The following is a 14,855-nucleotide window of genomic DNA, read 5'->3' as shown; positions in this document are numbered from 1 at the left end:
TTTTTTGTTTGGAAGGAGGTGTTACTTGTATGGCAAATGACGGAAAGATAATTATTGATACTAAGCTAGATACCAGTGGATTTGAAAAGGATGTTGATACTGCCAGTAAAAAGGTTGCTGATGGACTTGGAAAAGGCGTTGATAAGGCAATGAAGCAAGCCGAAAGTTCTATTAATAATGTTGGTAAAGCAGCTAAGAATATTGATTTTAGCAAAATTCCTAAGCAACTAGAGAATGTTTCTAAAAGTATAGAAAAAACTAGCACTCAATTGGATAAGCAGAAAGAAAAACTTGAGAATTTAAAGAAAGCTTATGAGAATGCTACAAATGTAAAAGATCAAAACAAAATATCTAGTCAGATGGAAAAAGCTGAAGCCAGTGTTGCGAAGTTAGAAACTAGATTGAATAGCTTAAATAATAAAAAAATAAGCTTAGATTCTGCTAAGGATGCTATTAATGGTTTGGATGGCAATTTTTCTAGTGCCAGTATGTCTGCAACTAAATCTATTGATAATATAAAGAAAAAGGTAGAAGAGGCGGAAAAGAGCTTTAAGAACTTTTCTGTAGCTGAAAGTATAAGTAAAACAGGGAAATTAATTTCCGATGTAGGAGATTCTTTCACAAGAAATGTAACAGCTCCACTTACATTAATGGGGGCAGTAGCATTAAAAACTGGTGCTGACTTCGATGCGCAAATGTCGAGAGTTAAAGCCATCTCAGGCGCAACTGGAGAAGAATTTAAACAACTACATGATCAAGCTTTACAGTTAGGGAAAGATACTGCTTTCAGTGCAAAAGCTGCAGCTGAGGGGATGGAAGCACTTTCTGCAGCTGGGTTTAATACACAAGAAACTATGGCAGCAATGCCAGGACTGTTAGATTTAGCAGCAGCAAGTGGGGAAAATCTCGCAACAAGTTCTGATATTGCAGCTTCAACATTACGTGGGTTTGGTTTAGAAGCTAACCAAGCTGGACATGTAGCTGATGTATTAGCAAAGAATGCGAATGCAACAAATGCAGCGGTAGCAGATACGGGCGAAGCGATGAAGTACATTAGTCCAGTCGCTCATTCTATGGGGCTATCTTTAGAAGAAGTTACAGCAGCCATCGGAGAAATGGCTAACAGCGGAATCAAAGGAAGTCAAGCTGGAACTACTTTAAGAAGTGCATTAACTAGATTGGCAAGTCCTAGTAATGAAGCAGCCGGAGCAATGGCATCTATTGGTTTTAATGCTTTTGATTCACAAGGAAAATTAAAATCTTTGAGTACAATAGTTGGAGAATATTCAAAAGCTTTAGAGGGTAAGACAGAACAGCAAAAGCAAGACTTAACAGCTACAATCTTTGGGCAAGAAGCTATGAGTGGAATGCTTGTTCTAATGCAAGGTGGTAAAAAAGGCTTAGATGATTTAACAGAGTCTTATAAAAATTCTGACGGTGCAGCTAAAGATATGGCAACAACTATGCAAGATAATGCTAAATCTGCTATAGAACAAATGACAGGTAGTATTGAAACAGCAGCTATTAAACTAGAAGAAGCAGCAGCACCAGCAATAACGAAAATAGCAAATGAAGTTCAAGACATGGCGAATAGATTTGCTGATTTACCAGAACCAATGCAAGAAAGCATTATTAAAACTGCTTTATTTGCAGCGGCTATCGGACCAGTTACCAAAACTATCGGAACAGTGACAAACAGTATAGGTGGATTAATTAAATTAGGTGGAACTTTAGGAAAAGGGTTAGGACTAATTGGAACAGGAGCAGAAGCTGGAGAAGCAGCACTTGCTGGTTTTAGTGTAGCAGGAGGGTTAGCAGCTGGAGCAGCTAGTGCGTTGATAGTTGGAATAGCTGGAGCGGTAACATATCACGAATTATTAAGCAAATCAGTAGATGCTAGTACAGATGATTTGAATGGCTGGGAAAAAGCAGTCAATGCATGTACTGGCGGAGTAGTTAAGTCAAAGGCAGAATTACAAAAGGCTAAACTTATTTACAAAGACTTCGGGGAAGGCGTTTCAGATTCTTTCAAAGATGGAATTGAAAAAGCTACAAAGCAATATCATGATTTTGAAATGGTTCTTACTGGTGCGAATTCAGATGATAAAATGAGTAAGGAAAACCAAGACAAAATACAAAGCAAGATAAATGAAATGATTGATGGTGCTAAATCTACAATCAATAAAAGAAAAGGCGAACTACAAAGCGAACTTTCTAAAATGTTCAATGAAAAAGGCGGAATAGATGCAGATGAGCAAGGCGTTTTAGATGAAGCCGGAAAAGCAAGCGACGAAAAATTAAAGCAAGTAGAAGATATTCAAAATAAAATCACAGATAGATGGCAAAGGGCGATTCAAGAACATGGAAAGCTAAGTCAAGAAGATGTAGAGACTATTGAAAGCTACTTACAACAAGTAAAACAAATTCAAGCTGAGGTTGAAGCTAAGAATACAGCTGAATCAGATTTTACTAAAAACCAATTTGGCGAAAGATTAAAAGGAATTAGTGCTGAGGATGCAACCAAGGAATACCAATCAGCGTCCCAAGATCTTTCAAAAAGTTTTGCTGATGCTCGTGCAACTTATAAAACTGGTTTAGATGAACTTGCCAATATGGAAAAACAAGCTGAAAAAGCTGGTGAGACCGCAAGAGCTGAAAGTTATAAGAAGCAAATTGAAGATAAGAAAAAAGAATATGATGATCTAATTAATGTTGAGAAGTCCAAACGTAGAGAATATCTCAATATGCTTTATGAGAAAAATCCATCATTAGAAGGTAATTTAAATGAAGTTGATGGAACAATGTTTTCGCCAGCTGATAGGAATACACAAGGCGATTTATATAAATTAAAACAACAATATTCTGAAATAGCTGATGCTACCGAAAGTGGAATGAAAAGAGTACAAGATAGCACAGGTAAGTGGCATGATATTTATGTTACAGTAGATCAAGCTACAGGAAATATTACAAGTGCTTATGATACTTTTACAGGGAAGTTTGGCGGATATAGCGAGAAATTTGCTAATGATGCAAAAGCAACAGGTGAAAAAGTTTCTAAGGAAATGCAACAATTAGCATCTAATGTTCAGTACGGTATGAGCAATTTAAAACTTGACGGGAACAGCATCATAAAAATAGATACTGGTGAGACAGTTTCTAAAATGCAGACTATTATTGAAAAAGCTAATGGAATGAAAGTAGCTATAGCAAATATAAATGGAGAACAAGTCAAGATCGAATTTAATAAAGATGGAACTATTGCAAATGCAGATGATGTAAAAAAAGCAGTAGTTGACCATTTAGCAAGCAGTCCAGCGAAAGTGGATATTGATGTTAATAATAAAGACGCTTTAGAAAAATTTAAAGAAACAGAAGATAAAGCTGATGAATTAGGATCTAAAACCCCAACAGTGGAAACGTCAGCTAATAATGAACAAGCAAATGCAAATATAGACACTACCAATCGAAAGATAGAAGACTTAAATGGGAAAGAAGCTAATACATCAGTGCATGTTGATGCTGGTAATTCGTTATCCATATTAGAAAGTATAAGTGACTTTTTTAGGCAACTTTCAGGGAAAAGTGTAAATGCTGCCGTAAATGTTGCTAAAAGTGTAATAGATTCAAATTATACTGGTACTAGTGGTGGAGATGAAGGGCTAACAACTTTGCATGAACATGGCTGGGAAATGTCTACAGGTGAAAACGAACTATACTACTTAGGCGGCGGAACTGGAATCTTAGACCACGGTTCTAGCGTTAATGCAATGAAAAAAGACGTTTCTAATGCTGTAGATAGTCGTTTTGGCGTTGTTGTTAACAAATTGCTTAGTGCTATGAGCGCCCAAAATAACTTATTAGGTAATATATCTAGTAATACAAAAGAAAGTGCTAAAAATGGCGTACAGCTAAATGAGAAATTAGCAAATGGCTTAGTTGATGCCTTTAATTCAAGTTCTGGTAATTCAAGTTTCTCAAGCCTAAACAACGAGCTAGATATGGCTAATATTTCAAAAGATAAAGCTAGTAAAATGAAAGCTGAAGATGATGCCAATTATGCTTCACTGAAGAGTCAAGTTGATAGTTTAAAAGCAGATATAGATGATTTAGATACAACAATAGATAATACAACAGATTCTAGCACTAAGAAGCAACTAGAAGCACAAAAGAAGGTTTTAAAGGCAAAACAAGATAGCGTAGAAAAAGAAATGGATTTAGCTAAAATGGTTGCTGAAAATGAAATCCAAAATGCTAAGGATTCAGCAGAACAGCAAGTCAAAATTGCGGAGGAAAAGAAGGATAAGCTTACAAAAATAGCCGAAGCTGTAACTACAGCGATAGAGAATGAATTAAAAGCCGAAGAAACCGCAGCTGAAAATTCAATAAATTCTAAATTAACTAAACTAGAAAGTAATTATAATAAAAAATTAGCTGCCTTGGAAAAAGAAAGTACAGAGACAAGCAGGAGTGATACTGAGCAGGGATATAATAATAAAATTGCAGTATTACAAGCTAAAATGAATAACACTGCTAGCTATGCAGATAAACAAGCTTATGCGTTACAAATTAAAGACTTGCAAAAAGAATTATCAAAACAACAGGATGAATGGAATACAGACGATAAAAAGAAAGCCTTAGAAGAAGAATACAATAAGCAAAAAGACACCCTAGAGAAGCAATTAAAAGATACTAAGGATTATTATTCTAAACTTCAAGAAACTGATTCAGTGAATGCACAAGCTAGATATATATTACTAAATGGCAATAACCAGGAGTTAGTTGATTTATTAAATTCCTATAATCCACAATGGCAAAATGCAGGTCAAAGCTTATCAGATTCGTTGTTAACTGGGCTAAATTCTAATAAACAAACTATTCAAGAAGCAGTAGGAGAATTAATCCATATAAGAAGTGGTAATGAATATGGTTCGGATAGCGATTCTGGAACTTATACTTATTATGATACAGCGAGTCAAAGTACAAAGATAGGACATTATGCAACCGGAACTAGTTCAAATCCTAAAGCTGGATTATATTATACAAATGAAATAGCACCAGAAATGTCCACTAAAGGTGATGTGGCATATGTAAGCCAAGGTGCAGCAATTAAAAATCATATGCAAACAGAGCAGTTTATAAAGTCAGAGATATCTAATCAAGTAGCAGCTATGAGATCTGCTGTAATGGCTGAACAAGCTCAAATGCAATCTTTATTATCTGGAAGTATTACTAATAGCATAAGTAATTCAACCACAAATGATTATGGGAATACGCTTAAAGTTAATATAGAAAATTATCATCAACATACTGACCAAGACCTAGAATCATGGTCAAGCGATATGGGATACTATGCATTTAAGAAAAAAAACTATTAAAGGAGGTTTTATAATTGAAAGAAAATAAAATATTGGTATTTAATGGTAAAAACAATGTAGATATGAATCTTGAAATTGTGAGCCTCCCTCCTATTCAAGATTCTACAAAATCAACTAATGATGTGGATATTGATGGAGCAGACGGAACTTTAACAGAATTTAATAAGTATACGTCAGATATTAAACAGGTGGAATGTGACTATAAAGGTAATGACCCAAATAAAATAGTCCGTTGGCTACGAGGGAAAGGACATGTTATTTTTGGAAATAGGCCGGATAGATTTTATGATGCTGAAATAGTTAACCCGGTACCTATAAATCAAATTGTTGAAAATCAAGTATATGATTTCTTAGTACAATTCAAGTGTCAGCCTTTTGGTTATTTGCTAGATGGTCAAGACTTCAGGACCATTACAAATGGAACTATATTAAACCATAATAAAGCGGACTATATAAGCTTGCCAATAATAACTATTTACGGAACAGGAAGTTGTATAGTTACTATTAACAATAGGAATTTTAATATTACAGAAATAGGAACGAGCATCACAATAGATAGTTCGATTCAAAATTGCTATGCTGGAAAAGAAAATAAAATAAATGGTCCTTATCCCTACCTAGACATTGGTGAGAATCTAATCACATGGACAGGAACAGGAGTTACTAAAGTAGAGATTAAACCAAACTGGAGGTGCATATAATGATAAGCTTATTCAAAAAGGGCACAACAGATTTTAATAATAATGGAATGGTACTAATTGATTGTATAAAAGATTCTGTGAAAATTACTGAAGATATAGAAGGGATCTTTGATTTAGAATTGGAATACCCAATGCAAGATAGAAAAAATATTAGTCAATTTCTAGTACAAGGCAATATAATTCGTTCGCCTGTATATGATGATAGACCAGACCAATTATTTAGAATAAGAAAAGTATCTGTAGATAGCAATGATAAAAAGATAAGCATTTATGCTCAAGCTATAGCAAGATGCGATCTTATGAATGATTTTGTGTTTGGTGGTGGGAATTCCCCTTTAGTACCTAGTGGGAAGACAAGAAAACAAGCAATAGCATTAGTATTAGGATCGGTACAAGATAATGTAGGTAAATTTCATGTAGGGAACTTAGATACTAGCACAAATACAAGCGTTAATCTTGGTTTAGATGATAATGGGAATATTATAAATTATGTTGATGTTGCTTATGTATCTCCGTTAGCTGGAATATTAGATAATTCAAATGGTTCTAAATCAATTTATAACGCCTATGGTGGAGAAATAATATTTAATAATTTCACCATAGATATGGTGGACGAGAGAGGAAAAACCGATAGTCCTCTTGTAATAAGAAGTGGAAAGAATCTTCAAGAATTTCAGCAGGACGTTGATGATATAAGTGATGATTTTGCGACAGTTCTTATTATGAAGTCTAGTGACGGAATCTATCTTCCTAACAATGAAGTCATAACTTCCCCTAATGTGGGTGTTCTAGGCAAGAAATATAAAGTCATAACTTGCGAAGATGTTTCGGCAGTAGATGATACTCCAGCTGCCTTAAATGTAGTCTACAACCAATTAAGGGAGAGAGGACAAAAGAAATTCACAGAAGACGGAATCGATTCTTTGACAGTTAGCAATACAGTTAAATTCGCTCAATTAAAAAAGACAGAGCAGTATAAAGATTATGATATTTTAGAAAAATGTGAATTAGGTAATAATGTTACAGTATACTATGAAAAACTAAATATAACAGCTGTAGCTAGAGTAACAAAGATAGTTTATAATCCCCTTGCTTTAAATGGACAAGGGAAAATATTAGAAGTAACTATTGGAAACAGAAAGAAAACCAATATAGTTAATATTATTAATAATACAAGTAATTTAGCCAATACAGTTAATACTAAAACTAATACAAATACAGCTACAATTAAAAAAGTCAAAAAGAAATCAGAAGAATTTCAAGTGACCATGGAAGCCAGAGCAGATTCTATAGAATTAAGTGTAACTAACCTAAAGGAAGATACAGAAGCTTCAATTGAGGTACTAGATGATAGAATACAATCTAAAGTAAGCAAAGGGGAATTTGGTTCTTATATAGAGCAGAATGTCGATAGTGTAGTTGAAGCGATTAAAGATGCTACAGGAACTCATTCTATGACGTTAGATACAAACGGAGTTACTATAGAAAATGGTGGGTTAATAGTAAAAGTTAATGGAGACATGGTTTTTAATTTTACAACATCAGGACATGCGGTGGTTAAGGATATTGATATACAAAATACAGATGATAAAAGTGATTTTTACAGAACTTTAAGGAATATGGACCAAGTTGAATTTTTTGGAGATGTACATTTTAATAGAATATACGTTGGAGACGGTTCAAGCATACTCATCGATAATCAAACATTGAGAGATTATATTGATTCTAGGATAGATGATAAAATGTAAACAAAACTATTTGACAAAAGTTCCAAAAAATATATAATTTAAGTAAAAAGATAAGGAGTGATATTTATGAAGAGGGTAATTTTGTCGCTTGTTATGAGCTTAATCGTTATATCGTCATTTGGAGCTGAAGCTGCTACAAGGCAATCAATACAAGAAAACAAATCTACAGGATGGTTTTACGTAGATGAGACTAACAATGAAGGATATTTTGTAAATGGAGTTCAGATTATAAATAAATGGCTAAATCTAAACGGAAAATGGTATTTTTTTAAGGAAGATGGTTCTAGGGCAAAAGGATGGTTAGAATTAAATAACAACTGGTATTATTTGAATTCTGAAGGAGCAATGGAAACCGGATGGGTTAAAGACAATAATAAAAAATGGTACTATCTAAATTCAGACGGAATAATGGCGCATGATACTTATATAGGTAACTACCATGTAGGTTCAGATGGAGTTTGGATTAAATAATTATATAAATCAAGAACTTATGTTAAAGCATAGGTTCTTTTTATTTTATCTGAAAAGGAAGGAGGGATAACATGCAAAAGCCTATAAAGTTATCTATAGACACAACAAATGCTAATGGGGAATGCCTTTATGAAAACATACGTAAGGGTGATACATTAGCTATGACTATAAAAATATTTCAAGGATCTGCAAGCCTTGATTTAACAGGACAGAAAATGCATATAGTTCTACAAAAACCGGATGGATATAGTGTTGAAAAGATAGTTCAAAGTGTTACAGGGAACCAGTTCGTAGTTAATTTTGATGTGCAGGCGACTCTTGGAATTGGTGATGTTGAGGGAATTGTTGAAATATCAGATTCTAATGGTACCAACATAACTAATACTTTTACCTTTGAAGTAAAACCAAATCCAAGTACTAATATTGTTATTAAATCTAGTGACCAGATAGAAACCTTGCAGCAGATTCAAAAGCTTATAGATAACTACAATGATAATGCTGATAATTTAGCGTTGCAAAATCAATTAGCTTTGCAACATGAAAATACATTAACCAATTTAAATAATACAAGCGGAACTCTTGCAAGTAGGCTTGAAACTGATATTGCAACAGGTACAAGCGTAGCAGAAAGGTTAGAAGATGATATAACTACTGGAAATGCACTAGATGCTACATTAAAAGCTGATATAGCAAATGGAACTACATTAAATAATAATTTAACCATTACAATATCTGATGGCAAAAACGTTATAGCTCAGTTACAGAATAATGCTAATTGGCAGCTAATTCAGCAAATGTTTTTTCTAATAAATAAAATGTCTATCAGTAATCTTGAAGATGAAAACGGAGATTATTTGGTGGATGAAAATAATGAACAATTTATAGGATAGGAGATGATTTAAATGGGATGGAAAATAGGAGATAAACCAACAGTAGATCCAAAAGATACAGACCTAGCATTGATAGAACAGGACGGGAATACCAGGAATACTACTTGGGCAAAACTCAAAGCATTCTTTCTTGGAACAGCAACATTAACAACTACAGACCAAACAATCAAAGGGGCGATAAATGAGGTCAAAGCTTCAACCGATGCTAATACTACATCATTGTCAGAAAATACGCAGAACATATCTAATCTAGGTACTACTAAAGCACCATTAGCAAGTCCGAATTTTACAGGAACACCGCAAATAAATAGTAAATCAATTCCTACAAGCGAAACTGGAACTATAACATTATTAAATGCTTGGGCATTATATGCTGGAACTTTAGATGTCACTAAAATAGGTAATAGAGCATTTTTAGCGTTATCGGTGTCAAGTGGAGATGTTACAAATGGTGTTATAGTAGGAACTTTACCAACTGGATTTACACCAAGTGCAACGCAACAGTTAATTGTACCAACATTAAATTCTTCAAATTCAGTAGTAAATGTAAAATTAGCTATTACTTCCGGTGGGAATATTGTTTTATATAAGCTTAACACAGGAGATACAATTGGGAATTCTATAGTAAATTTATATATTAATTTTAAAGCATAGGAGGAGTCATGATGGAAAAATTAGAAACAGAATACGGGACATTTACTAATAATGAAGAGACTGGAGAAACTGCTCAACAAGTTTATGAAAGATGGCTGGCTAATAAAGATAAAGTAGTTACATTACCTCCAACCAATGCAGATTTACAGGCTCAGATATTTAATTTAATTACTCAATTAGTTAATGGAGGTGTTATATAAATGGATTGGTATAATTTTTGCAAAACTAATTTTGATTTAAATATTGCAACTACAGATAGTTTAAAAATATATGTAGCAAAAGGAAAGATAACAGCAGAACAATACAAGACTATTACAGGTATTGATTATGTGGTAAGCGCTACGTCATAGGAAACTAGGAAGTAGTAAATAAAATAATATAATATAAGCAGCAGATCAGCACCGATAAGGTGTTTTTTAGTGCTATTTTAAATTTGAAATAGGAAAGGTGACTTATGAATGAAGAATTAATTAGGGATAAAATAAAAACGTATGATAAAAAGCTTGATAATCATGATGATAGGCTTGATAAACTAGAGCAGGATGGAAGAGAACTAAAGACAGAACTTAAAAATTTATGTGAAAATCTAAAATCACTTACAGGTATGATAAGGTGGTTTATAACTGCAATTGGAGGGGCTTTAATAAGCTTCTTTTTTTATGCAATTCAAACAGGAATATTTAATAAATAATTGGAGGTATGTAAAATGATAAGAACAGCATTAAAATTAATAATTAAGGTATTAGAAAGTAAATTAGTTAAAAGTGGAGTTGAAGAAACTATATTAAAGAATAAAAACTATATAACTGTAGGTAAAGCTATCTGGAACATAGTAGATGAGAACTTTAGAATAAGCAAAACAGTAGAGGAAAAGGTATTATCTAAAGCAGATCAGTTTGATAAATTGCTATTAGCTAAGTTCCCTGAATTAAGCCAAAATGATGTAGCAGAAATTAGGCAAGCAATTGCCGGAGAGATAAACCAAGGGAAATCAGCAGTAGTAGATAATTCTACTTTACTCAAGCAGCTACAAGATGACAATGCAAGTCTAAAAGCTGAATTGGAAGCATTAACAGAACAATTTAATAAAGTCCAAGCATTAATGGTAAAGCCTGCTGATGCACCTCAAACAGTGCAAGCGTAATTTTAGAGTAGCCTTTAGGGTTACTCTTATTTTTATATTTAAAATAAGAAAGGATGATATAAGTGAAAGGTATAGATGTAAGTAATCATAATGGAAATATAAATTTTAACCAGGTAAAAGCAGCAGGAGTAGAAGCTGTTTATATTAAAGCAACAGAAGGAACAACATTTGTTGATAGTTACTTAGACACTAATTATTCTAACGCACATTACTCAGGATTAAAAACAGGATTTTATCATTTCTTAGTTGGAACTAGCGCTCCAGAAACTCAGGCCAATAGTTTTTATAATGCTATAAAGGATAAAACTAATGATCTTATTCCAATGTTAGATGTAGAAACTAATTTTGATGGACTAATGGACTATATTTTAAGATTTATTGCTAAATTCAAAGAGCTATCTAATATGCAAATAGGTATTTATACTTATACTAGTTTTATGGATAACTTAGATAATAGAATTGCGAATTATCCATTATGGGAAGCAAATTATAACAATATACCATGGAAATTAAATGCTAATTTCTTTACTAATAGAGTAGGCCATCAGTATTCTGAAACAGGATCAGTTCCTGGGATAAATGCTGATTGCGATATGAATGAATTTAATGAAGGGATATTAAATAAAACTACTGGGTATGTAGTTACAAATTATTTACCTGATGGCTATCAAGGAGATAATAGCTTTAATGGTGTTGATGCTGATTATGTACTCCAATATTTCAAAGATGTTAGGTGTTACTTCAGAGGAAATGAAAAGGGTGTATGGATTGAAACTCAAAACTTGCCTATGAGCAAATGTTTAGAATTAAAAGAAACATTGGGAAGTTGGTTTTATTCCATAGAATAATAAAAATAATTTAATACTTACGAGTGTCAAAGGCTAGGATTAATTTCCTAGCCTTATTTTTAGTGGTAATTAATGGAATAATAGCATATAATATAACATATACTAAATAACTTGTGGGTGGATGAGAAGATGGTTAAGAATAAGCTTAAAGAAATTCGTATGAAAGAGTATATGTTAAATCAGAAAGAATTCTGCAATATGCTAGGAATAAGTCAGAGTACTTACTCTAGTATAGAGGCTAATAAAATACAAGGAAATATTGAAAACATAATGGTAATAGCAAAAGCACTTAATCGAAAGGTAGAAGATATATGGTACCTTGAAGATTAGGTGCCTTTTTTTATATTTATAATTATCGAATACTAGAATAAATATCATATATTAAAATTATTTTTGATAAGTAGGAAATTTTTCAAATAGTAGTGCATACATATATAACATAGCAATAAAGAAAAGGAAAAAGCAATGATAGCTTTGTACGTTAAGTTAGTTATTTTAGCATCTATAGGATATACTTTCTACGATTTTTTAATTCCAGAAAAACTAAGAATACAATTAAGTTTTAGAAGGTTCTTTAAAGATAAGAAAATAGAAAACAATAGCTTTTTGCCTATAGTTAAAGATATTCAGAAAAGTGAATTTGGATTTTCTGCAACAATAGATATAGGTGGAATATGCAGCTTTGAAGATATCGAAAAACAAAAGAGTTATATAAGATCACTGTTTGGTGCTGAAGAAGTAAATATTGAGTTAACTAATGATGCAAAAGTAAATATTGAGGTAATAGATACATCAGCTAAAGACTTAAATTTTGAAAAACATAAATTAAAGAATACTGAACTGTTATTGGGGTATGATTCTAGAGCTAAACCAATTATAGCTGATATGAAAAAATGTCCTCACTTACTAGTAACAGGCTTATCAGGGCAAGGGAAAACAGGTTTAATAAAGTGCATTATTAACAATCTAAATGATGCTGATATAGTTCTTTGCAATGCGTTTTTAGATGACTTTATAGGTTATAATAAGACACCAAAATTACTGGGAGAAAGAAATATACTTAACTATCTAAAGCCCTTGTTAGAACGCCCACATAAGCATGATAGACCACTCTATATATTAATAGAAGAATTAGCAACTATTAAGGACAAGAATTTAAACAACACAATAAAAGAATTGTTATGTATCGCGCGACATTACAATATATTTATAATTGGCATAATACAGATAGCAACTAAAGAAGAATTGAAATTTAAGAGTTATTTTAATAGTAGATGCAGTTTTAAACAGCTTGATGAAAGTTCCTATAGGGTTGCATTAGGGTGTAGTGTTGATGGTGAATTGAATAATCGGGAATTCTATTTTTACAGTGATAATTTATACAAAGGACGTACCTACTCACTAACTCAGTAAAGGTTCAACAACTGGAACTAAGAGTTTTTAAGCGTAGAGGTGCGGTTATAAACTTGTTTATATTAGCAACCTCGGAGCGCAAAAAGTCTTAGTGGAAGGCGTTAGCTTTTAACTTGTTAGTAGTTGGATAAGTCGGAATGTATAATCTTAGAATTATAAAATGCAATTCCCGGTTAGAAATTTACAAGGTTCACAATTACATCATTAGAAAATCTAAGAAACATGAAGGATTTAAACGAATTGAGAAACTGCAAAAAGAAATTGAGAAGTCTACAAGCAAAGAAGAAGTAAAAAAATCAAACAAACAGAGTAAGAAAAATAGAGTTGCAACATTAACAGCAGCAAGAAACAATATTATAAGGCTGATAAAGTGTAATGATGATATGACAACATTTATTACTTTAACATTTGCAAAAGAGCAGGATTATAAAGAAAGTAAAAAAAGCTTAGACAATCTATTTCATAAGCTAAGGAAAAGATATAAAAATTTAAAGTATCTATGGGTATTAGAGTACGGAGATATAAACCATAGACTACATTTCCATGTGCTAACTAATATGCCTATGGAGATCAAATTAAACAATTCTAATGAGGTTAAATCTAAAGAACATAAACTATTAGAACAAAGTTTCTCAGCCTCATATTGGAAGTATGGTTGGGTAGATATAAGGTCATTAGCTCAGGAGGATAATACTAACGTTGCTTTATATGTAAGTAGTTATATTGTAAAGAGTTTAAAAGATGTAGATTTGGAAGGATATCGAATATATGGATATAGTCAAAAGACTTTAGAAAAGCCCATAGAGGAAAAAATATTTTGCGAGGCTTCAATCGAACAGATATTAAGTCGGTATGGAGATTATGAATTGAAATTTACTAATAGCTATCCTATAGGGTATACAGATTGGAAAGGAAACCATTTAGGTAATGTAACTTATTTTGATTTAAATAAAAAGGAGTGTATTAATAATGAAAGTAAATAATGTTGATGTTTTAGTAAGTAGTTTGGAAGTAAAGAAGAATAGTAACACTAAGGAAGATTATATATCACTTGGAATATTGACTCTAGATGATGGAACTAATTTTACAATATCAGAAAAGGATATGAATAAATTACCTTTATTAAAACCAATGAATAAGTATAGAATGAATCTGTTAATATCAAGTAGCCAATATGGTATTAGAGTTTCCATAGGAGATATTATTAAAGATCTAGGCGGAATTTTAGGAGTGCCAATTCAGCAACCTATAGAGAAAAAATAATATAGATTTTAAAGACCAAGATATTTTTTAATTATCCTGGTCTCTTTTTTATTCTATAATATCATCTTTTAATTCAGTGTTAATTACTATGTCCTTTCTCAGATCTGCAAAATATAAATATACTGTTCCATGTTCAACTAATAATGATTTTTCTAATTTAAACATTATTTCAAAGGTTGGATTACACTTATTAGGGTATCTTTCCATAGAGATTAGATATGTTTTTGAGATTCCACTTAGTTTAGATAGTTTGCGTAAAGAGAGCCCTATATCATTTCGCCGCTTTCGTAACAATTCAATCACCCCTGAGCATGAATTTTATCTTATAGTTATTTTTAGTTGAATAAT

General features: G+C 32.3%; 16 protein-coding genes. 15 read left to right on the top strand and 1 reads right to left on the bottom strand.

The genetic code is table 11. From position 1 onward, the window contains the following. Positions 1–29 precede the first annotated feature (29 nt). The 15 genes from L3B96_RS10935 to L3B96_RS10865 all read left to right on the top strand — a co-directional run bounded on the left by L3B96_RS10935 (position 30) and on the right by L3B96_RS10865 (position 14,507). Entirely contained in the window at positions 30–5,375 is a 5,346-nt protein-coding gene (locus tag L3B96_RS10935) for a phage tail tape measure protein (RefSeq protein WP_238860867.1), read from the top strand. A gap of 14 nt (positions 5,376–5,389) precedes the next feature. Next, positions 5,390–6,076, top strand: a complete 687-nt coding sequence (locus L3B96_RS10930) for a phage tail protein (RefSeq protein WP_238860865.1) — start codon at positions 5,390–5,392, stop codon at positions 6,074–6,076. Beyond that, positions 6,076–7,824 (top strand): phage tail spike protein, encoded by a 1,749-nt coding sequence (locus L3B96_RS10925; protein ID WP_238860864.1) that lies wholly within the window; start codon positions 6,076–6,078, stop codon positions 7,822–7,824. The genes L3B96_RS10930 and L3B96_RS10925 overlap by 1 nt, the downstream gene beginning before the upstream one ends. 66 nt (positions 7,825–7,890) lie before the next feature. Next, the gene (locus tag L3B96_RS10920; protein WP_238860862.1) at positions 7,891–8,295 is read left to right on the top strand and encodes a hypothetical protein; all 405 of its coding nucleotides are present in this window, start codon (positions 7,891–7,893) and stop codon (positions 8,293–8,295) included. A gap of 71 nt (positions 8,296–8,366) precedes the next feature. Continuing rightward, on the top strand, positions 8,367–9,185 hold the full coding sequence (locus L3B96_RS10915) for an emp24/gp25L/p24 family protein (protein WP_238860860.1): 819 nt from the start codon (positions 8,367–8,369) through the stop codon (positions 9,183–9,185). A gap of 12 nt (positions 9,186–9,197) precedes the next feature. Further along, positions 9,198–9,839 (top strand): hypothetical protein, encoded by a 642-nt coding sequence (locus tag L3B96_RS10910; RefSeq protein ID WP_238860858.1) that lies wholly within the window; start codon positions 9,198–9,200, stop codon positions 9,837–9,839. 11 nt (positions 9,840–9,850) lie between these two features. After that, positions 9,851–10,039 (top strand): hypothetical protein, encoded by a 189-nt coding sequence (locus L3B96_RS10905; protein WP_238860856.1) that lies wholly within the window; start codon positions 9,851–9,853, stop codon positions 10,037–10,039. Then, the gene (locus tag L3B96_RS10900; protein WP_238860854.1) at positions 10,040–10,189 is read left to right on the top strand and encodes an XkdX family protein; all 150 of its coding nucleotides are present in this window, start codon (positions 10,040–10,042) and stop codon (positions 10,187–10,189) included. A gap of 104 nt (positions 10,190–10,293) precedes the next feature. Beyond that, on the top strand, positions 10,294–10,530 hold the full coding sequence (locus L3B96_RS10895) for a hemolysin XhlA family protein (RefSeq protein WP_238860852.1): 237 nt from the start codon (positions 10,294–10,296) through the stop codon (positions 10,528–10,530). A gap of 15 nt (positions 10,531–10,545) precedes the next feature. After that, a complete protein-coding gene (locus L3B96_RS10890) occupies positions 10,546–10,983 on the top strand; it encodes a hypothetical protein (RefSeq protein WP_238860850.1) in 438 nt (145 codons plus the stop codon). A 62-nt stretch (positions 10,984–11,045) separates the two neighbouring features. Continuing rightward, the gene (locus L3B96_RS10885; RefSeq protein WP_238860849.1) at positions 11,046–11,831 is read left to right on the top strand and encodes a GH25 family lysozyme; all 786 of its coding nucleotides are present in this window, start codon (positions 11,046–11,048) and stop codon (positions 11,829–11,831) included. A gap of 129 nt (positions 11,832–11,960) precedes the next feature. Beyond that, complete coding sequence (locus L3B96_RS10880; RefSeq protein ID WP_238860847.1) at positions 11,961–12,161, top strand: helix-turn-helix domain-containing protein; 201 nt, start codon at positions 11,961–11,963, stop codon at positions 12,159–12,161. A gap of 135 nt (positions 12,162–12,296) precedes the next feature. Then, positions 12,297–13,244: a hypothetical protein gene (locus L3B96_RS10875; RefSeq protein WP_238860845.1), complete on the top strand. Its 948-nt coding sequence runs from the start codon at positions 12,297–12,299 to the stop codon at positions 13,242–13,244. Between the two features lie 137 nt (positions 13,245–13,381). After that, a complete protein-coding gene (locus L3B96_RS10870) occupies positions 13,382–14,227 on the top strand; it encodes a hypothetical protein (RefSeq protein WP_238860843.1) in 846 nt (281 codons plus the stop codon). Then, positions 14,214–14,507 (top strand): hypothetical protein, encoded by a 294-nt coding sequence (locus L3B96_RS10865; protein WP_238860841.1) that lies wholly within the window; start codon positions 14,214–14,216, stop codon positions 14,505–14,507. The genes L3B96_RS10870 and L3B96_RS10865 overlap by 14 nt, the downstream gene beginning before the upstream one ends. A gap of 48 nt (positions 14,508–14,555) precedes the next feature. On the opposite strand, the gene L3B96_RS10860 is transcribed toward L3B96_RS10865, so the two are convergent. Next, positions 14,556–14,801 carry a helix-turn-helix transcriptional regulator gene (locus tag L3B96_RS10860; protein ID WP_238860839.1) on the bottom strand — a complete coding sequence of 82 codons (246 nt, stop codon included), beginning with the start codon at positions 14,799–14,801 and terminating at the stop codon, positions 14,556–14,558. Positions 14,802–14,855 lie beyond the last annotated feature (54 nt).

Origin of the sequence: Clostridium sp. YIM B02569 (assembly GCF_022320765.1) — a bacterium.
Taxonomy (GTDB): Bacteria; Bacillota; Clostridia; order Clostridiales; family Clostridiaceae; genus Clostridium; species Clostridium beijerinckii.
Note: the sequence above shows the minus strand (reverse complement) of the source record. Positions and strands in the feature narration are given on the sequence as shown.

Excerpts from the sequence above, each read along its gene's own strand:
- L3B96_RS10935 (WP_238860867.1), top strand. The coding sequence starts at position 30 with ATGGCAAATGACGGAAAGATAATTATTGATACTAAGCTAGATACCAGT.
- L3B96_RS10925 (WP_238860864.1), top strand. The coding sequence starts at position 6,076 with ATGATAAGCTTATTCAAAAAGGGCACAACAGATTTTAATAATAATGGA.
- L3B96_RS10920 (WP_238860862.1), top strand. The coding sequence starts at position 7,891 with ATGAAGAGGGTAATTTTGTCGCTTGTTATGAGCTTAATCGTTATATCG.
- L3B96_RS10915 (WP_238860860.1), top strand. The coding sequence starts at position 8,367 with ATGCAAAAGCCTATAAAGTTATCTATAGACACAACAAATGCTAATGGG.
- L3B96_RS10910 (WP_238860858.1), top strand. The coding sequence starts at position 9,198 with ATGGGATGGAAAATAGGAGATAAACCAACAGTAGATCCAAAAGATACA.
- L3B96_RS10905 (WP_238860856.1), top strand. The coding sequence starts at position 9,851 with ATGGAAAAATTAGAAACAGAATACGGGACATTTACTAATAATGAAGAG.
- L3B96_RS10900 (WP_238860854.1), top strand. The coding sequence starts at position 10,040 with ATGGATTGGTATAATTTTTGCAAAACTAATTTTGATTTAAATATTGCA.
- L3B96_RS10895 (WP_238860852.1), top strand. The coding sequence starts at position 10,294 with ATGAATGAAGAATTAATTAGGGATAAAATAAAAACGTATGATAAAAAG.
- L3B96_RS10890 (WP_238860850.1), top strand. The coding sequence starts at position 10,546 with ATGATAAGAACAGCATTAAAATTAATAATTAAGGTATTAGAAAGTAAA.
- L3B96_RS10880 (WP_238860847.1), top strand. The coding sequence starts at position 11,961 with ATGGTTAAGAATAAGCTTAAAGAAATTCGTATGAAAGAGTATATGTTA.
- L3B96_RS10875 (WP_238860845.1), top strand. The coding sequence starts at position 12,297 with ATGATAGCTTTGTACGTTAAGTTAGTTATTTTAGCATCTATAGGATAT.
- L3B96_RS10870 (WP_238860843.1), top strand. The coding sequence starts at position 13,382 with ATGTATAATCTTAGAATTATAAAATGCAATTCCCGGTTAGAAATTTAC.
- L3B96_RS10865 (WP_238860841.1), top strand. The coding sequence starts at position 14,214 with ATGAAAGTAAATAATGTTGATGTTTTAGTAAGTAGTTTGGAAGTAAAG.